General features: G+C 68.4%; 17 protein-coding genes. 7 read left to right on the forward strand and 10 right to left on the reverse strand.

The annotated features are described in order from the left end of the window. Window positions 1-77: 77 nt before the first annotated feature. Complete coding sequence (gene argB / locus METUNV1_RS14160; RefSeq protein WP_008062949.1) at window positions 78-980, forward strand: acetylglutamate kinase; 903 nt, start codon at window positions 78-80, stop codon at window positions 978-980. 110 nt (window positions 981-1,090) lie between these two features. Next, a complete protein-coding gene (locus tag METUNV1_RS14165; protein WP_139026381.1) occupies window positions 1,091-1,717 on the forward strand; it encodes a pyrimidine 5'-nucleotidase in 627 nt (208 codons plus the stop codon). Window positions 1,718-1,723: 6 nt separating this feature from the next. On the opposite strand, the gene hemB is transcribed toward METUNV1_RS14165, so the two are convergent. After that, window positions 1,724-2,737 carry a porphobilinogen synthase gene (gene hemB / locus METUNV1_RS14170; RefSeq protein WP_008062951.1) on the reverse strand — a complete coding sequence of 338 codons (1,014 nt, stop codon included), beginning with the start codon at window positions 2,735-2,737 and terminating at the stop codon, window positions 1,724-1,726. 317 nt (window positions 2,738-3,054) lie between these two features. After that, window positions 3,055-3,678 carry a ribosome biogenesis GTP-binding protein YihA/YsxC gene (gene yihA / locus METUNV1_RS14175; protein ID WP_008062953.1) on the reverse strand — a complete coding sequence of 208 codons (624 nt, stop codon included), beginning with the start codon at window positions 3,676-3,678 and terminating at the stop codon, window positions 3,055-3,057. A 109-nt stretch (window positions 3,679-3,787) separates the two neighbouring features. Here yihA and METUNV1_RS14180 point away from each other — a divergent pair, with 109 nt between their 5' ends. Beyond that, a complete protein-coding gene (locus METUNV1_RS14180; protein WP_008062954.1) occupies window positions 3,788-4,438 on the forward strand; it encodes a c-type cytochrome in 651 nt (216 codons plus the stop codon). A 23-nt stretch (window positions 4,439-4,461) separates the two neighbouring features. Here the strand turns inward: METUNV1_RS14180 and METUNV1_RS14185 are convergent, their stop codons facing one another. Further along, window positions 4,462-5,283, reverse strand: a complete 822-nt coding sequence (locus METUNV1_RS14185; RefSeq protein ID WP_008062956.1) for a ferritin-like domain-containing protein — start codon at window positions 5,281-5,283, stop codon at window positions 4,462-4,464. Between the two features lie 66 nt (window positions 5,284-5,349). Here METUNV1_RS14185 and msrP point away from each other — a divergent pair, with 66 nt between their 5' ends. Then, window positions 5,350-6,306 (forward strand): protein-methionine-sulfoxide reductase catalytic subunit MsrP, encoded by a 957-nt coding sequence (gene msrP, locus METUNV1_RS14190; RefSeq protein WP_008062958.1) that lies wholly within the window; start codon window positions 5,350-5,352, stop codon window positions 6,304-6,306. A gap of 26 nt (window positions 6,307-6,332) precedes the next feature. Then, on the forward strand, window positions 6,333-6,968 hold the full coding sequence (locus tag METUNV1_RS14195) for a protein-methionine-sulfoxide reductase heme-binding subunit MsrQ (protein WP_008062962.1): 636 nt from the start codon (window positions 6,333-6,335) through the stop codon (window positions 6,966-6,968). A gap of 7 nt (window positions 6,969-6,975) precedes the next feature. On the opposite strand, the gene METUNV1_RS14200 is transcribed toward METUNV1_RS14195, so the two are convergent. The 7 genes from METUNV1_RS14200 to bioB form a co-directional block, all read right to left on the reverse strand. Further along, a complete protein-coding gene (locus METUNV1_RS14200) occupies window positions 6,976-7,485 on the reverse strand; it encodes a PEP-CTERM sorting domain-containing protein (RefSeq protein WP_008062965.1) in 510 nt (169 codons plus the stop codon). 18 nt (window positions 7,486-7,503) lie between these two features. After that, window positions 7,504-10,626 carry an ExeM/NucH family extracellular endonuclease gene (locus METUNV1_RS14205; RefSeq protein WP_008062967.1) on the reverse strand — a complete coding sequence of 1,041 codons (3,123 nt, stop codon included), beginning with the start codon at window positions 10,624-10,626 and terminating at the stop codon, window positions 7,504-7,506. 82 nt (window positions 10,627-10,708) lie between these two features. Next, the gene (locus METUNV1_RS14210; protein WP_008062968.1) at window positions 10,709-12,646 is read right to left on the reverse strand and encodes a 5'-nucleotidase C-terminal domain-containing protein; all 1,938 of its coding nucleotides are present in this window, start codon (window positions 12,644-12,646) and stop codon (window positions 10,709-10,711) included. A 116-nt stretch (window positions 12,647-12,762) separates the two neighbouring features. Further along, window positions 12,763-13,971, reverse strand: coding sequence for an MFS transporter (locus METUNV1_RS14215; protein ID WP_008062970.1), 1,209 nt, complete (start codon window positions 13,969-13,971; stop codon window positions 12,763-12,765). Then, the gene (locus tag METUNV1_RS14220) at window positions 13,968-14,138 is read right to left on the reverse strand and encodes a hypothetical protein (protein ID WP_008062972.1); all 171 of its coding nucleotides are present in this window, start codon (window positions 14,136-14,138) and stop codon (window positions 13,968-13,970) included. The genes METUNV1_RS14215 and METUNV1_RS14220 overlap by 4 nt, the downstream gene beginning before the upstream one ends. Then, window positions 14,135-15,040, reverse strand: coding sequence for a methyltransferase domain-containing protein (locus METUNV1_RS14225; protein ID WP_008062973.1), 906 nt, complete (start codon window positions 15,038-15,040; stop codon window positions 14,135-14,137). Before METUNV1_RS14225 ends, METUNV1_RS14220 begins: the two co-directional genes overlap by 4 nt. Window positions 15,041-15,047: 7 nt before the next feature. After that, entirely contained in the window at window positions 15,048-16,028 is a 981-nt protein-coding gene (gene bioB, locus METUNV1_RS14230; protein WP_008062975.1) for a biotin synthase BioB, read from the reverse strand. 23 nt (window positions 16,029-16,051) lie between these two features. Between bioB and METUNV1_RS14235 the strand changes: the two genes are divergently transcribed. Then, entirely contained in the window at window positions 16,052-16,828 is a 777-nt protein-coding gene (locus tag METUNV1_RS14235) for a ComF family protein (protein ID WP_008062977.1), read from the forward strand. A gap of 68 nt (window positions 16,829-16,896) precedes the next feature. Continuing rightward, complete coding sequence (locus METUNV1_RS14240) at window positions 16,897-17,382, forward strand: tRNA (cytidine(34)-2'-O)-methyltransferase (RefSeq protein ID WP_008062979.1); 486 nt, start codon at window positions 16,897-16,899, stop codon at window positions 17,380-17,382. The last annotated feature ends 8 nt before the right edge of the window (window positions 17,383-17,390 follow it).

Raw genomic sequence — 17,390 nt, forward strand, 5'->3', positions numbered from 1 at the left:
CAGGGTGTCCGCTTTTTGTTTGTGCAGTGCACGGCTAGAATTCGGCCCCATTACAAACCCATGCCCGAGCCACCGCCATGTCGACCACGAACGACCTGATTTCAGGAATCACGCCCCACGCCAAGGCTGCGGTGCTGTCGGAAGCGCTGCCCTACATCCGCCGCTTCCAGGACAAGACCATCGTCGTGAAGTACGGCGGCAACGCGATGACCGATCCGGCGCTGAAGCTGGGTTTCGCGCGCGACGTGGTGCTGCTCAAGCTGGTCGGCATGAATCCGGTTGTGGTGCACGGCGGCGGTCCGCAGATCGACGAAGTGCTGAAGAAGGTGGGCAAGCAGGGCACCTTCATCCAGGGCATGCGGGTGACCGACGAAGAGACCATGGACATCGTCGAAATGGTGCTCGGCGGGCATGTGAACAAGGAAATCGTCAATCTGATCAACCAGGCCGGCGGCAAGGCGGTGGGCCTGACCGGTCAGGATGGCTCCTTCATCCGTGCCACCAAGCTGATGATGCCGAACAAGGACAAGCCGGACGAAATGCTGGACATTGGCCTGGTCGGCGACATTTCGTCGATCGACCCGACCATCATCAATTTCCTCGACAGCGGCGACTTCATCCCGGTGATCGCGCCGATCGGCGTCGGCCCGGACGGCGAGAGCTACAACATCAACGCCGACGTGGTGGCCGGCAAGCTGGCGGAAATCCTGAAGGCGGAAAAGCTCATCCTGCTGACCAACACGCCGGGCGTGCTGGACAAGGCGGGCAATCTGCTGACCGGCATCACGCCGCGCGACGTGGACGCGATGATCGCCGACGGCACGCTGTCCGGCGGCATGCTGCCCAAGATCGGCTCGGCGCTGGACGCGGCGCGCAGCGGCGTCAAAAGCGTGCACATCATCGACGGCCGGGTGCCGAACGCGCTGCTGCTCGAAGTGCTGACCGACGACGGCGTCGGCACGCTGATCAAGAGCAAATGACGTCCCCCTGGGCCGGGCGCCGCCCGGCCCGTCCCCCGGCGGGGGTTGAACGACCGGGCGCGGCCGGCTCGAGCCGAGCGTATATCGGGGGCGGGCGCCAGCCGGTCTGGATCTTCGATCTGGACAACACGCTGCACGACGCCAATCCGCACGTGTTTCCGCATCTGAACCGGGCGATGACCGCGTGGCTGATGAGCGAACTCGGGCTGGATCACGCGGCGGCAGATCATCTGCGTGCGCACTACTGGCACCGCTACGGCGCCACGCTGCTGGGCCTGATGCGCCACCACGGCACCCGCCCGGCGCACTTCCTGCACGGCACTCACGACGTCGAGGCGCTGCGCCCGGGCATCGTGTTCGACCGCGCGGTGCGCCACCTGCTGCGCCGCCTGCCCGGCCGCAAGATCGTGTTCACGAACGGTCCGCTGCATTACGCGGAAGCGGTGCTGCAGGCGACCGGGCTCGATACGCTGATCGACGGCGTGCACGCCATCGAACATTCACGCTACACCCCGAAGCCGAGGCGGACCGGCTTCCTGCACCTGCTGCGCGATTTCGGTCTCAGACCCTCGCGCTGCATCATGGTCGAAGACACTGCGGAAAACCTGCGAACCGCCCGACGGCTGGGCATGCGCACCGTGTGGATCAGCCGCAGCCCCGCGCATCATCCGTATGTGGACCTGCGGCTGCCGTCGGTGCTGCAACTGCCCCGCGCCCGCGCGCTGACGCGGGCTTGAGCGACCTCAGCCTTCCTTCAGCCAGCGCGCGGCATCCAGCGCGTAATAGGTCAGGATGCCATCGGCGCCGGCGCGCTTGAAGGCCAGCAGCGCTTCCATCGCGGTGGCGCGTTCATCAAGCCAGCCGTTGGCCACCGCCGCCTTCAGCATCGCGTACTCGCCGCTCACCTGATAGGCGTAGGTCGGCACGCCCAGTTCGGCCTTTACCCGGCGCACGATGTCCAGGTAGGGCATGCCCGGCTTCACCATCACCATGTCGGCCCCTTCGGCGATGTCGAGCGCGACTTCGCGGATCGCTTCGTCGCTGTTCGCCGGGTCCATCTGGTAGGTGTACTTGTTGCCCTTGCCGAGGTTGCCGGCCGAACCCACCGCGTCGCGGAAGGGGCCGTAGAAGGCCGAGGCGTACTTCGCCGAGTAGGCGAGGATGCGGGTGTGGATCAGCCGGTGCGCATCCAGCTCGAAGCGGATGCGGCCGACCCGGCCGTCCATCATGTCGGACGGCGCCACCACGTCGGCGCCGGCCTGGGCATGGCACAGCGCCTGTTTCGCCAGCGCTTCCAGCGTTTCGTCGTTCATGACGTAGCCGGCGGCGTCGATCAGGCCGTCCTGACCGTGCGAGGTGTAAGGGTCGAGCGCGACGTCAGTGATCACGCCGAGTTCGGGGAAGCGGGCCTTCAGCGCACGCACGGTACGCGGTACCAGACCGTCCGGATTCCAGGCTTCGGCGGCGTCCTCGGTCTTGAGCGCCCCGTCGATGACCGGAAACAGCGCCAGCGCCGGCACGCCCAGCGCCACCGCCTGTTCGGCCACGCCCAGCAGCAGATCCAGGCTCACCCGGTTCACGCCGGGCATGGACGCCACCGCCTCGCTGCGGGTCGGGCCGTCAAGCACGAACACCGGATAGATCAGGTCATCGGCCGACAGACTGTTCTCCCGCATCAGGCGGCGGGAGAAGTCGTCGCGGCGCATGCGGCGCATGCGGGTGGAGGGGAAATGGCTGGGCGCAGGGTTGTTCGACATCGGGCAATCCGTGAAAGGCAGCGTGAAGTGTTCAGAGGAACCGGGCCGGGGACCGGACGAACCTTGATGATAGTCGCTGGCCCGGCCGGCAGGACGACGCACGTCATGCCGTGGCCCGGCCGCACGGCAGTGCTCGTATCGGTCGTGCGCAAATAAGTTTGATTTGTCCAGGACAAATAGGGAACTCGGCACAACACCCCCGGTCGTAATCCATGACGGTGCGAGCCGTCACCCGCTTCACCTCCCTGAGCGGGTGCCTACAAGCGAGGCGTTTCTTACCCACGGCGATATCCCCTTGAGCCGTGGGTTTCTTTTTTTCAGGGTTCGGCGGATGCGTCCGGCAGTGCGGCGGTCAGCCAGGGCGCCACCACATTCTCCACCTCGTCGACACCGGTCTTCTTCAGGCTGGAAAAGAGCTGCACCGTTACCTGATCGCCCATGCCGGACAGCTGGTTGCGCACATCGGCCAGCGTCGAGGCCTGCGCGCTGCGGGTGAGCTTGTCGGCCTTGGTCAGCAGCACGTGCATCGGCTTTCCGCTCTGCGAAAACCACTGGATCATGTTCCAGTCCAGTTCGGTCAGCGGGTGGCGCGAATCCATGATGAGCACCAGCCCGACCAGGCTTTCGCGCTCCTTCAGATAGCGCTCGATCAGGCCGGCCCAGGCGCGGCGCACCTCGGGCGGTACCTGGGCGAAGCCATAACCCGGCAGATCGACCAGAAAGCCGCCCTTGACCAGCTTGAAATAGTTGATGAGCTGGGTGCGGCCCGGCGTCTTGCTGACGAAAGCCAGCCGCGTATGGCCGACCAGCGTGTTGATCGCGCTCGACTTGCCGGCGTTGGAACGGCCGGCGAACGCGATTTCGGGACCGGCCGCCGCCGGCAGACCGGTCGGCTTGGCTACGGAGATATGGAAGGCAGCGCCACGGAACAGAGAGGACAAATCAGAATCGCGCAATGCGCGCCCGGGAAAACGCGGTAAAATGGGGAGTTTAGCGTATCACCGAAACTTTCCCGGACCTTTGCCCGGCATCACCCGCTCAAGGATAGTCATGCGCCACCTCAACGCTCTCGGTTTCGCCCTGTCTCTGACCCTCGTTTCGGCCAGCGCGCTGGCTTCCGAAGAAAAAGCCGCTCCCAAGGCAGACGCTGCCGCGGGCAAGGCGATCGCCACCCAGGTGTGCGCGGCCTGTCACGGCGCGGATGGCAACAGCACCATCCCGGCCAACCCGAAGCTGGCCGGCCAGCATCCGGAATACATCTACAAGCAGCTCAGCAACTTCAAGAGCAAGGACGGCAAGCCCGCCGAGCGCGTGAACGGCGTGATGGCCGGCATGGCCGCCGGCCTGTCCGATCAGGACATGCGCAATGTCGCCGCCTACTACGCCAGCCAGAAGCCGGCCGGCGGTCAGGCTCGCGGCTCGCGTGAAAGCATCGAACTGGGCCAGAAGATCTGGCGCGGTGGCGACCAGTCCAAGGGTCTGCCCGCCTGTGCCGGCTGCCATGGCCCGGCCGGCGCCGGCCTGCCGGCGCAGTACCCGCGCATCGCCGGTCAGCACGCCGACTACACCGAAGCCCAGCTGAAGACCTTCCGCGTCGGCGAACGCGCCAACGATCCGGCCAAGATGATGCGCATGATCGCGGTGAAGATGACCGACGCCGAAATCAAGGCGGTCGCCGACTACGCTGCCGGCCTGAAGTAATCCGCGCGCAGCGCCGGGCCGGCTCAGCCGGCACCGGGCGGCGCTCGGCGCTCCGCCGCCAGCGTCGCGATTTCGTCTGCCGAAAAGCCCGCCTCCAGGCGGGCTTTTTCGTTCACCGGCGGCTGCAGCCGCGGCGCATCGAATTCGTTGAACAGCCGCAGGAAGGTGGGTTCCGGCGGCAGTCCACGCTGCGCGCACAGCTGCCGGAACCAGCGGTCGCCGATCGCCACGTGGGTGATTTCGTCGGTGAGCACGATGTCCAGGATGCCCAGTGCCGCCTGATCGCCGATGGTGCGCAGCTTGGCCATGATGGGCGGCGTGGCGTCCAGCCCGCGCGCCTCCAGCACACGGGGCACCAGCGCCATCCGGATCAGCGCGTCGTGCGCAGTGCGGCAGGCCATATCCCACAGCCCGGCATGCGCCGGAAAGTCACCGTAGTCGTAGCCCAGCGTCCGCAGATGGGTGCGCAGCAGGCCGAAATGGCGCGCCTCGTCGGCGGCTACCCGCAGCCAGTCGCCGCGGTAGTCGTCCGGCAGTTCGCGGAAGCGCCAGGCGGCATCCAGCGCCAGATTGATGGCGGTGAATTCGATGTGGCAGATGGCGTGGATCATCGCCCCATGCCCTTCACGGCTGCCCATGCGGCGCGAACGCAGCGCAGACGGCTCGACCAGTTCCGGCCGCTCGGGCCGGCCGGCGTCGGGAATGTGGTGCGGCGGCCCGGCGCTGCGGTCGAACACCACGCCGGCCTGCCAGTCGCGCCACAGCGCGGCCACCTGCGAGCACTTGGCGTCCGGGTCGGCGCACATCAGCGCCGCGTGCAGTTCGTGAAAAATCTTTCGGCTCATCGACGGTCTATCGGTAAGTTCTGGGCAGCGCGTACGGTCTGCTGCCGTGACAGGAGGAGTTTACCCATGCTGATCAAACGTCCGGCAGATATCGCGCCGTCCGAAATCACCCCGCGTGCGCTGTTCGACGGCCGTCGCGACTTCATCCGTACCGCCGGCCTCGGGCTGGGTGCCGCACTGATCGGCGCCGGCCTGCCGCCGGCCGCCCGGGCGGCCGGCCACGGCGGCCAGCCGCTGGGGCCGCTGGTGAAAAGTCCGTACTCGACCAGCGAGAAGCTGAACGACTATTCGGACATCACCGGCTACTGCAATTTCTACGAATTCGGCACCGACAAGAGCGACCCGGCGCGCAACGCCCACCGGCTGAAGACGCGGCCATGGACGGTAAGCATCGAAGGCCTGGTGAACAAGCCGAAAACGCTGGCCATCGAGGACGTGCTGAAGCTTGCGCCGCTGGAGGAGCGCATCTACCGGCTGCGCTGCGTCGAGGCGTGGTCCATGGTCATTCCGTGGGTGGGCTTTCCGCTGTCGGCGCTGCTGAAGCAGGTCGAACCGCTGGGCAGCGCGAAATACGTCGAATTCACCACGCTGGCCGACCCGCAGACCATGCCCGGCGTGCGCAGCGGCGTGCTGGACTGGCCTTACGTGGAGGGGCTGCGGCTGGACGAAGCCATGCATCCGCTGACACTGATCGCGGTCGGCCTGTACGGCGAAGTGCTGCCCAATCAGAACGGCGCACCGATGCGCCTGGTGGTGCCGTGGAAATACGGCTTCAAGAGCGCCAAGTCTATCGTGAAGATACGCTTTACCGACAAGGAGCCGGTCAGCTCCTGGACCCGTGCGGCGTCGCGCGAGTACGGCTTCTATTCCAACGTGAATCCGGATGTCGACCACCCGCGCTGGAGCCAGGCACGCGAACGCCGGCTGGGCGAGTTCACCAAGCGCAAGACGCTCATGTTCAACGGCTACGGCGATCAGGTCGCTTCGTTGTACACCGGCATGGACCTGCAGAAAAACTTCTGAGCATGCGTGTAACCCCAGGTCTGAACATGCGTCTGCCCCGCTTCAACCCGGACCGCCGGCAGTTCACGCTGATCTGGCGCGCGCTGTGGGTGGCCGGCCTGCTGCCGCTGCTCGTGCTGGTGTCGGCCGGCCTGCGCGACGCGCTGGGGGCCAATCCGATCGAGTACATCACCCGCGCCACCGGTGACTGGACGCTGCGGCTGCTGCTGCTCACGCTGGCGGTCACGCCGCTGCGCCAGCTCACCGGCTGGCACTGGCTGGTGCGGCTGCGCCGCATGCTGGGTCTGTATGCCTTCTTCTACGCCTGCCTGCACCTCACCACCTATGTGTGGCTGGACCAGTTCTTCGACTGGCCGGGCATGCTGAAGGACATCGCCAAGCGCCCCTTCGTCACGCTGGGCTTTGCCGCCTTCGTGCTCATGCTGCCGCTGGCCGCCACCTCGACGAACGCGATGATCCGCCGGCTCGGCGGTCGCACCTGGCAGCGCCTGCACCGCGCGGTTTACGCGGTCGCGGTGCTCGGCGTCGCGCACTACTGGTGGCTGGTGAAGAAGGACCTCACCGAACCCATTCTGTACGCCAGCGTGCTGGGCACGCTGTTCGCACTGCGGCTGTGGCACGCCCGGCGCCTGCAGCGCACGCTGCAGGCGCAGGCGGCCTGAACCGCGATCAGGCCCGGCGGCGCGCCATGCCGGCGAGCAGCGCCAGACCGCCGGCCATCAGCGCCCAGCTGCCCGGTTCCGGCACCGCCGGCGTGAAGGCCAGCGAACCGGCGCCGGACAGACCGGCCACCGTGTCATAGGCGACGAAAGCTTCGCCGATCTGCTCATAGCCCGCCACCAGCGAGAACAGCGGATCGCCGCTGGCGACGCTGTAACCCACGCCGACGAAACGGCCATCGACAAAAGCCGCTTCGGCCGGCGCGGCAGCATCAGCCAGCGCGTAGTGCTGGCCGAGCAGCGTGAAGCTGAAGCTGTCCAGCAGCAGCCATTCGTGGCCGACGCCAGTCAGCGCGGCGTCATCGAAGGCAACGCGGCCGCTGTAGGCGGCGCCGATGAGGGCGCCGGAATCGAACTGGCCGGAAAAGTCCCAGTTCTGGATCGCTGCCTGGGCCGGCAGGGCAGCCAGCAGCGTGATGGCGGAAGCTGCGGCGAGTACGGTCGTGCGAAGCATGTTCATGTCTGGATTCCTTCAGGTTCAGAGGCCGAGGTCGCGGGCAACGTCGATGCGGGCGGCGGTCACGCCGCGCAGGGTCACCAGCGCACGCGGTGCAGCCGTTCCGGCCAGGCCGTCGGTGTCGATCTGCACGGTGACGCCGGCGCTGCCGTCGAGCAGGCGCACGTGGCCGGCGGCCCAGGCGACGCTGCGATCGAGGCCAAGGCTGGCCAGCAGCGCGCTCAGGTCGATGCGGTCAGTGCCCGGCGCGAAGTCGGTCACGGTATCGACGCCGTCACGCAGGCTCAGATAGACGAAGGTGTCGGCGCCGGCGCCGCCGGTCAGCGTGTCCGCGCCTTCGCCGCCGGTGATCACGTCATCGCCGGCCGAGCCGGTCAGCGTGTCGCGGCCGGCGCCGCCCCGGATCGCCTTCTGCAGCGACAGGCCCACCAGTACCGGGTCGTGGTCAGACGAGCGGAAGGCGTTCGGCGCGTACAGGTCCTGCGGCTTGAACTCGGTGTTGTAGTCGATGACCGACGGTTCGTCCGCGTTGATGCGCCAGTGCGCGGCACCGGTGATCTGGGCGCTCAGGCTGGCGGTGGCCAGCGCGTGGTCCAGATAGCCGGCTTCGCCGTCGAACACGTAGGAGTAGCCGAACGCGTCGAAACGGTCGATCTGGTCGACATAGCCGTGGGCGGTCAGGTCGAGGATGGGGTCTTCCTTGCCATAGGCGTTCAGGTCACCGATCACGATCACGTCGGCGTCACCCGCCGAAGCCTGCAGGCCGGCGATGGTTTCGCGCAGCGCCTGCGCCTGCTGCACCCGCAGCGCGTTCCAGCAGCCCTGGCCATCGCCCTGGTCGAGGTCGGCGCCCGAAGTCGGGCAGCTGCCCTTGGACTTGAAGTGGTTCACCACCACGCTGAACTTCTCGCCATTGGCGGCGGCGAAGGTCTGCGCCAGCGGCGGGCGGCTGAACACCGCGCGGGTGTCGCTCAACGAGGCACCGGCGCGCGACAAGCGAGCCGGCTTGTAAATCATCGCGACCTTGATTTCATCGCTGCCGGTGCCGTTGGCCGGGTCCGGTACCACCGCGTAGGTGCCGGCGCCGAGCACCGCGTTGAGTCCGGACACCAGATCCTGGATGGCGCTGCGGCTGCCGTCGCCGTCGTTCTCGATTTCCATCAGGCCCACCACGTCGGCGTTGAGCGCACTCAGCGCGGCGACGATCTTGGCCTTCTGGCGCGAGAACTCGGCCGCGGTGCTGGCACCGCGGCTGGTCGGGAAACCGCCGCCCAGACCGTCGCCATTGAAGTAGTTCAGCACGTTGAAGCTGGCCACCTTCACGTTGCCGCCGACCGCAGGCGGCGTGGCGCTGCGCGGGTTGCTGCGCACAAACACCGGCGCTTCGGTCGGATGCAGACGGTAGTCGGCCAGACCGGTGTTGCTGTTGGTGGCCAGACCGAAGTCGATCACGCCGGTCACGCTGGCCAGCGTGTCGCCGGCACGCACCGTGTTGTCGGCACCGATGTAGGGAATCGGATTCGGGTTCTGCAGGCTGCTGCCGTCGTCCAGCAGGAAGCTGCGGCGCGCGTTGTCCAGCGTCAGCGCGGCGGCTTCAACGGACGCGGCCGGGTGACGGTTGGTCGGCTTCTCCAGACGGCCTTCGGTGGACAGCGTGAGCTGGCCGTAACGGCCGAGGAAGAAGTTCTGACCCACGGTGATCGGGCCTTCGATGCGCACCAGCATGCCTTCGTAGCGCTCCAGGCCTTCGGCCGGCATCGCCGCGATCACGGTCGGCGCGATGGCATGACCGCTGCCCAGCAGGCTCGCAGTCGCGTTCGTCAGCTGGGTGAGCGGACGCGCCAGCGTGGCGGCATTGGTGGCCGCGCCGACATTGAACTCGGTCACCGTGCCGGTCACGCGCAGGCGCTGGCCCACGTTGACCACAGGAGCGGTGCTGGTAAACACGAACAGGCCTTCCGAGGTCGCGTCGTCGCCATCCGGCAGGTCGTTCTGGATGAAGTAGCCATTGCTGTTCAGACGGGTCACCACGCCTTCGGTGACCACCCTCTGGCCGACCAGCGGGCTCGTTTCGCCGCTGCCCTGGATGACCGGAATCGGCGTGATCGCCGCCGCGGCGGCCACCGACAGATTCACCGTACAGTCACCGCTCTGCGCCTCGTTGTTGGCGAAGCGCAGCGTGATGGCATACGAACCGGCGGCGGTGGCGCTCGACACGTCGAGCGAGGCAGTGGCGGCATCGCCGTCCGCAGCCGCAGGGCTCAGGCTGCCCAGCGTGACGCCGGCCGGCAGGCTGCCGACCACGCTCAGCGCATTGACCACGCTGTCGGCATCGCTGGCCGACACGGTCACGTTGCCGGCCTGGCCGGCCTGCAGCGACAGCGACGGGCAGGTCGCGATGACCGGCGCATTGACGCCACCGGCCGCACCGCCGTCCACCACGATGTTGTCCACACCCACCCACTCGTCATTGCCGACCGCGTTGGTGGTGATGATGCGCAGCTGCAGCAGCGGCTGGTTGTCGGCCGCGGCCGGCAGCGTGGCCGACACCGGCGTCACCTTGCCGGCCAGCGACGGGCCTTCGGTGGCATCCGCCACATAGGCGGCCGGCACATCGGTGAACGGGCCGCTGCCGCCGACGCGGAACTGCAGCGCGACCGGCTGCACCGCGTTGTCGGTCGAGCCGTCGAGATCGCGCAGGTCGTAGCGCACCGTGATGCCGCTGCGGCCGGTGGTGTCCAGCGACAGCAGCAGGAAGGGGGCGTCGGCGGTGCCGGAACCGGTCAGCGCCACGACCGGGTCGGCCAGATGAAATTCGGCCACGCCGCCGGTGGTGAAGGTGTTCGGGGCAGTCTGGTTGGCATTGACGTCGATCACGCCAGTGCCGTCGACCGTGATGGCGCGCGGATCGGCACCGGTGGTGGTGACCAGATCGTCACCGCGGTAGCCGGTGATGCCGGGCACACCGTCCCAGCTGTCATTGACCGTGATGAGGCCGATGTTGGACCAGTCCTGCGCGAAGGGCAGCGGCTGGGCGATGTTGTCGGCATGGGCGGCGGACGCGAACAGACCCGCCACGGCGGCGGCCAGGGCGAGCCGGCGAGTGAGCAGGCGGGACGGTGCGGTACGGGAGAAGGAGGCCATGGGCATGTTCCGGCGACAGGGTGTAGCGTAATCGAAGTGCCCCGCGCGCTGCAGGCGCGGGGCGCGGATCAGCGATGCGCGATCAGGCAGCGGCGCGGCGGCGCGCGAAGAAACCGATCAGGCCCAGGCCGGCCATCAGCATGGCCCAGGTATCGGCTTCCGGCACCGGCGCGAGGGCGGCGTCGACCAGGCGGCCGGCGTTGTCCAGCGGGTTCGCCGCACCGTAGCGGCTGGCGGAGATCACGCCACCCAGACCGCCTTCGGCCACCGAGTCGGTGATGTATTCCTGCAGCGCCTGCTGGTAGGTGATGGTGTTGGTGGCGTTGTCGAACAGCACGCCCCAGGCCGCAAAGGCGTAACCGTCGCCGCCTGCGGCGGTGAAGTCGATGGTGGTGAGCGACACCGGACGGGCGCCGGCCACCGCCTTGCCGTCCAGCACCAGCACGGTGCCGTCGTCCAGCGTGATGCTGATGACCCGGTCGCCCACCGCACGCGTGGTGTCATACACCACGCGCATGCCGGAAATCTGGGCGAAGCGGCCGTCGGCGTTGCCGGCGGCCGAGGCGTTCGACACCGAGTGTTCCATCATGGCCTTGAGCTGTTCGGCATTCACGCTCTGCGCGGTCTTCACCAGATTGGTGAAAGGCAGCACGTCGAAGGTATTGCCCACGGTCACGTTGCCGGCGCCGATCGAGGTACGGATGCCGCCGCCGTTCTGGATGGCGATGTCGGTGCCGCCGGCGTGGCGCATCGCGTCGGCCACCAGATTGCCGAGGTTGGTTTCGGCATTGCGCACGCCGGCCTGGAAGCTGCCCGGTGCGCCGGCCACGCCGCGCGCGCCGTTGAGCGACACCTGCGATGTGCCGATGACGGTGGCGTTGAGCACGCCGATGTAGGACTGCACCGGATCGACCACCGCGGTCTTCAGGAAGCTGTCGCCGCTCACGCGGTCGGCGTCGGCCGCGGCACCGCTCACGCGCAGCATGCGCGAGCCGTCGATGGCGGTCACGGCACCGGTGACGTCGTCGATGGTGAGGTTCAGTTCACCGACATAGCGGTTGCCGAAGTTGGAGGTGACCAGCGCAACGTCGCGACCGTCCGCACCCTTCACCATCTGCGGCAGGCCGGTGATGCCGCGGCTGTCGCCCGGAATCAGCTTGTCATCGATATCGGCCATCAGTTCGTGACCACCGCCGGACAGCACCACGTCCACATTGCGCAGCTGCGGGATGAGCACATTGCGCTCGTTGGCCGCGTTCTGCAGGTGGCTCATGACGATGACGGTGTTGGCACCCTGGGCGCGCGCCGCGTCGATCTGGCCCTGCACGTGCGACACCAGCGCATTCAGGTTCTGCGCTTCGGTATTGGCCGCGGTCCAGCCGGCGGTCATGTTCACCGCGCCCGGCGAACTGATGCCGGGCAGCAGCGGCGTGGTCACGCCGACCACTGCCACCTTCTTGCCGCCGTCGGTGGTGAGCAGCGTGTAGGGCGCCACCTTGCCGGCTGCGGCCAGCGACGAGAACTCGGCAGTGGCACCGAAGTTCAGGTTGGACGACAGATAGGTGGTGCCGGACACCGCGGCGAAGCGGGCGGCCACCGTCGGGCCGAGGTCGAATTCGTGATTCCCGAACACCGCGGCATCGAAGCCGATGTGGCGCATCGCGATCGCGTCGTAGAAGTCCTGGCCGCCGTCGCTGTAGGCGCTGCCCAGATTCACGAAGCTGGCATTCAGGCGCGGGCCGGGCAGGAAGGCGTCGCCGGCGTTCAGCTTGAACACGGTGCGACCGGCGGCGCTGGCGGCCGATTCCGCGCCGGACATGACGCTGGCCAGTCGGTCGATGCCGCCGTAGTAGGAAATCGCCTGCGAGGCGTTGTCGCGCAGATTGCCCTGGGCCGACAGCAGCCAGGACTCCTGGTCACCGACATGCAGCAGCGTGAGGCCTTCGGCGAAGGCGGAGGATGCGAACAGTGCGGACAGTGCGGCGGCGAGTGCCTGCATGCGCAGCGGACGGGTATTCATGTTTCGGCTCCTGGAACAAGTCGCCGGCGGAAAGCCGGCAGATGCGGAGCGCGAGACTAGGCGGCGAACATGACCGCACGTGGGCCGGTTTTCCCCGGCTTGATGGTCCGAACGGACTACCTTTCGCCGCGCGCGAACAGCGCCCAAATCAGGCAGCCGGTGCCCAGCGTGCCGAAAGCGACGGTCCACGCCAGAGGGGTGTTCGTGCCCCCCGACAGATCGAGTGCGGCGCCGAAAACCAGCGGTGCGACAAAGCCGGCGCCGAAGCCGCCCAGCGAATACAGCGCCATCGCGGCCCCCCGCTGGGCCGGCGGCGCAGAGTGTACGAGACCCGCGGTCAGCGAGGCCGAATCGGCCATGACCGTCACGTTGTACAGCGACAGCAGTGCGAGCAGCAGCCACCAGGGCGCGCCGACCGCCGCGCCGGCAAGCCAGCACATCAGCCCGGACGCGAACATGACGCGCACGATCCAGCGGCTGCGGCCGACCTTGCCGGCCATCTCATTGCCGAGGATGCTGGCCGGCTGGCCCAGCAGCATGACCAGCGCCGCCGCCTCGGTCGGCGTCAGTCCGGGCGTGGAGGCCGACAGTGTCCAGCCGAAGGCGATGAAGGCGACCAGCCAGGAGCGCAGGCCGAACAGCTCCCAGCAATGCACTGCGTAGCCGCTGACCAGCGTGCGCACCCGCGGATGCGCCAGCACCGGGCCGAAGCGCGGCAGCCAGCGCGCCTCGTGCGCCGCCGGCGGTTTCACCTCGCCGATGCGCCACCACACCAGCGCCGCGGCCATCAGCGGCCCCAGTGCCATCAGGGCGACGGCGTGCTGCCAGCCGAACGCGCGGCCGAGCGCGCCGGCGACCAGCAGGGCGGCGCTGGTGCCGATGCCGAAGCTGGAGGTGTAGAAGGCGATGTGGCGGGTGCCGGCGTCGTGCGGTACCCGGTCGGCCAGCACGCGCAGGCCGGGCATGTAGCAGCCGGCCAGTCCGGCCCCGCTGACCGCCTGGAACAGGGCGCCGGACCAGAGCCCGGACGCGGCAAAGGCGAAGCCGGCCATGCCCAGCGCCATCAGCAGATTGGACAGCACGAACACCACGCGGGCGTCGACCCGGTCGGTGGCGCCGGACAGGAAGGGCACCGCCACCATGTAGCCGAAGAAGAAGGCGCCGCCGATGAAACCGGCTTCGGCGCCGCTGAGCGACCACAGCGCCGACAGTTCGGTCAGGAAGGACGGAAAGGCCGCGAGGCTGGTCATGCCCAGCACCTCGGCGCTGCACATGAGCAGCGTGAGCCGCACCGTGGCCGAGGCGCTGCCGGCGCTCGCGCTCACTCGTCGCGCGACTTCAGCCAGGCCGCCTTCTGGCGGGCGCGGCCGGCTTTCTTGTCGGTGCGCGCGTGTTCGCCACCCTTGCGCATCAGCGCCGCGGTGGCCAGCGGATTGCGCGGCTTCAGCGCGCGCGGCTTGCGACTGAGACGGGCCGCGGTCTTTTCGTTCATCGCCGGCCGCCGCGTTCGAACTTGATGATGGCGCGACCGTCCTCAGTCTGTTTCGGCTCGCCGCGCCAGGCGTGGCCGTAGATGATTTCCATCGTCGCCGGCAGGCGGCCGTCCTCCGCCCGGCGCATCAGCGCCGCGTCCAGCCGCGCACGGGCACGCGGCGTGAGCAGCCCGCGCGGACGCCCGGCCAGCGCGGCCAGGCTGCCGGTGTCGGCCAGGTCGCGGTACAGCCCCTCGGGCGACGGGAAGGTGAGGGTGATGTGTTCCATGTCCATCACCGGCTCGGCAAAACCGGCTTCGACCAGCATGTCGCCGACATCGTGCATGTCGATGAAGCGGTGGGCACGGCCGGGCAGGCCGGCTTCGTCGAGCGCGGCGCGCAGTTCGCGCAGCGTGTCCGGCCCCAGCATGGAAAACATGAACAGGCCGCCCACCTTCAGCGTGCGCTGAATTTCGCGCAGCGCGGCCGGCAGGTCGGGCAGCCAGTGCAGCGCCATGTTGGACCACACCATGTCCTGACTGCGCGGTGCGACCGGCAGCGCGGCGATGTCGGCGCGCACGACGGCGGTCTGGCTGCCGCCGAGCACGCCGGGCAGCCAGCGCCGCCAGCGCGGCGTGCGGCTCGCCGCATGCGCCAGCAGCGCGGCCGAACGGTCCAGCCCCAGCATCAGCGCGTCCGGGTAGCGCGCGCGCAGCGGCTGCAGGTCGGCGCCGCTGCCACAACCCAGATCGAGCAGTCGCGCCGGCTTCAGCGTGACCAGATCGAGCCGCTCTGCCATCCGGCGGGCCACCTCGCGGTGCAGGACCGCAGCGCTGTCGAAGCGCGCCGGCGCGATCTCGAAGCCGTGCGCGACGGCACGGGCATCGAGTGCGTAGTCCGGAGGAACGGTGGGCGTGGCCAAGCCGGGTTCAGACCGATTTCAGTCCCAGGCGCTCGAACAGGCGGCGATCGTTCTCCGCCTGCGGGTTGCCGGTGGTGAGCAGCTTGTCGCCGTAGAAAATGGAGTTGGCGCCAGCGAGGAAGCACATCGCCTGCATTTCGTCGCTCATCAGCTCGCGGCCGGCGGAGAGGCGCACATAGCTTTTCGGCATCGTGATGCGGGCGGCAGCGATGGTGCGCACGAACTCGAACGGATCGAGATCCGGCGCGTCGGCCAGCGGCGTGCCTTCGACCTTGACCAGATTGTTGATCGGCACCGATTCCGGCGGCGTATCCATCGATGCCAGCGTGGCGATCAGGCCGGCGCGCGCACGGCGGGTTTCACCCATGCCGACGATGCCGCCGCAGCACACGTTCATGCCCGCTTCGCGCACCGCTTCCAGCGTGTCGAAGCGGTCACCCTGGGTGCGGGTGCCGATCACCTCGCCGTAGTACTCGGGCGCGGTGTCGATGTTGTGGTTGTAGTAGTCGAGGCCGGCGTCCTTCAGCTTTTCGGCCTGACCCTCGCGCAGCAGACCCAGCGTGGCGCAGGTCTGCAGACCGAGGCCTTTCACCGCCGCGATCATTTCGGTCACCTTGTCGAGGTCGCGGTCCTTCGGGCCGCGCCAGGCGGCCCCCATGCAGAAGCGGGTGGCACCGGCGTCCTTCGCGGCGCGGGCGGCGGCCAGCACTTCGTCGACCGGCAGCAGTTCCTGGCTGGTCACGCCGGTGTCGTGGCGCACCGACTGCGGGCAGTAGCCGCAGTCCTCCGGACAGCCGCCGGTCTTGATCGACAGCAGCGTCGAACGCTGAATGGCATTGGCATCGAAGTTCTCGCGATGTACCGTCTGGGCGCGGAACAGCAGATCGTTGAACGGCAGCGCGAACAGCGCCTCGACCTGTTCGACGGTCCAGCGCTGGGCGGGCTGCGAACGGGAGGACGGCGGCAGATGAATGACCTGGGTGTGCATGGGTACGGAAGAGGCGCACGCGAATGCGCCGGAACGGCGAAGCCGCCATTTTCGTCGAAAACCGGGGCTTCATGTTGCAGCGCGTGATGATCAGCACGCCGGCCCGGCGCGTCGCCCGCCTGCTGGACGCGCTGCTGCCGCAGGACTGCGTGCTGTGCGGTCTGCGCGCCGGCGACAGTCCGCTGTGCGGGGGCTGCCGCGCCGATCTGCCGGCCCTGCCCGCCGCCCATTGCCCGGTGTGCGCACTGCCGGTGGCGACCGCGCGGGTGTGCGGCCGCTGCCTCAAGCACCCGCCCGCCTTCGATGCCACGCTGGCGCTGTGGTGCTACGCGGCGCCGGCCGACCACCTGATCCACGCGCTGAAATTCCACGCCCGGCTGCCGCTGGCCCGCTTCTTCGCCGACGCGCTCGCGGCGCTCGATCTGCCGCCGGTCGACCGTCTGCTGGCGATGCCGCTGCACCCGCGCCGGCTGGCCGAACGCGGCTTCAATCCGTCGGTGGAGATCGCGCGTGCGCTGGCCCGGCGCACCGGACTGGCCTTCGACGCCTTCGCGCTGGAGCGGCTGCATGACACGCCGCCGCAGCGCGAACTGGCCTGGTCGCAGCGGCGACGCAATGTGCGCGGCGCATTCGCGCTGCGCCGTGACGCCGAGGTGCGCGGCCTGCACGTGGCGGTGGTGGACGACGTGCTCACCACCGGTGCCAGCCTGCACGAACTGGCCCGGGTGCTGAAGGCCGGCGGCGCACTCACGGTGACCGCGCTGGTGCTGGCGCGCACGCCGAAGCTGCGCGGGCGCTGAATGCGGGCACGTGGTTGCGCGCCGCCGATCGCGGCACAATCCGGCCTCCGATCGATTCCGCACGACCCATGTTCCACATCGTCCTGTACCAGCCGGAAATCCCGCCCAACACCGGCAACGTGATGCGCCTGTGCGCCAATGGCGGCTTCAGTCTGCATCTGGTGAAGCCGCTCGGCTTCGACATCAGCGACAGGCATCTGAAGCGCGCCGGCATGGACTACCGCGATCTGGTGAATATGACGGTGCACGAGAACTGGGCGGCGCTGGCGGACGCGCTGGCCCTGCAGCCGGACGACGGCCGGCTGTACGCGCTGAGCACCCGCGGCCGTACGCCGCACACGCAGCCGCAGTACCGCGCCGGCGACATTTTCCTGTTCGGACAGGAAACCGCCGGACTGCCGCAGGCACTGCTGGACACGGTGCCGGAAGCGCAGCGTCTGCGCATTCCGATGCGCCCGGACAGCCGCAGCCTCAACCTGAGCAATTCGGTCGCCATCGTGGCCTACGAGGCCTGGCGACAGCACGGATTCGACGGGGCTTTCCAGCCCGGTTGAAGGGGGCC

The organism is Methyloversatilis universalis FAM5 (genome assembly GCF_000214035.2).
In the GTDB taxonomy this organism is placed as follows: domain Bacteria; phylum Pseudomonadota; class Gammaproteobacteria; order Burkholderiales; family Rhodocyclaceae; genus Methyloversatilis; species Methyloversatilis universalis.

Bases quoted from the DNA above. Each gene is read 5' to 3' on its own strand.
- METUNV1_RS14210 (WP_008062968.1), bottom strand. From the start codon at position 12,646: ATGAATACCCGTCCGCTGCGCATGCAGGCACTCGCCGCCGCACTGTCC.
- METUNV1_RS14195 (WP_008062962.1), top strand. From the start codon at position 6,333: ATGCGTCTGCCCCGCTTCAACCCGGACCGCCGGCAGTTCACGCTGATC.
- METUNV1_RS14200 (WP_008062965.1), bottom strand. From the start codon at position 7,485: ATGAACATGCTTCGCACGACCGTACTCGCCGCAGCTTCCGCCATCACG.
- METUNV1_RS14240 (WP_008062979.1), top strand. From the start codon at position 16,897: ATGTTCCACATCGTCCTGTACCAGCCGGAAATCCCGCCCAACACCGGC.
- METUNV1_RS14235 (WP_008062977.1), top strand. From the start codon at position 16,052: ATGCGCCGGAACGGCGAAGCCGCCATTTTCGTCGAAAACCGGGGCTTC.
- METUNV1_RS14205 (WP_008062967.1), bottom strand. From the start codon at position 10,626: ATGGCCTCCTTCTCCCGTACCGCACCGTCCCGCCTGCTCACTCGCCGG.
- bioB (WP_008062975.1), bottom strand. From the start codon at position 16,028: ATGCACACCCAGGTCATTCATCTGCCGCCGTCCTCCCGTTCGCAGCCC.
- msrP (WP_008062958.1), top strand. From the start codon at position 5,350: ATGCTGATCAAACGTCCGGCAGATATCGCGCCGTCCGAAATCACCCCG.
- hemB (WP_008062951.1), bottom strand. From the start codon at position 2,737: ATGTCGAACAACCCTGCGCCCAGCCATTTCCCCTCCACCCGCATGCGC.
- METUNV1_RS14185 (WP_008062956.1), bottom strand. From the start codon at position 5,283: ATGAGCCGAAAGATTTTTCACGAACTGCACGCGGCGCTGATGTGCGCC.
- METUNV1_RS14220 (WP_008062972.1), bottom strand. From the start codon at position 14,138: ATGAACGAAAAGACCGCGGCCCGTCTCAGTCGCAAGCCGCGCGCGCTG.
- argB (WP_008062949.1), top strand. From the start codon at position 78: ATGTCGACCACGAACGACCTGATTTCAGGAATCACGCCCCACGCCAAG.
- METUNV1_RS14180 (WP_008062954.1), top strand. From the start codon at position 3,788: ATGCGCCACCTCAACGCTCTCGGTTTCGCCCTGTCTCTGACCCTCGTT.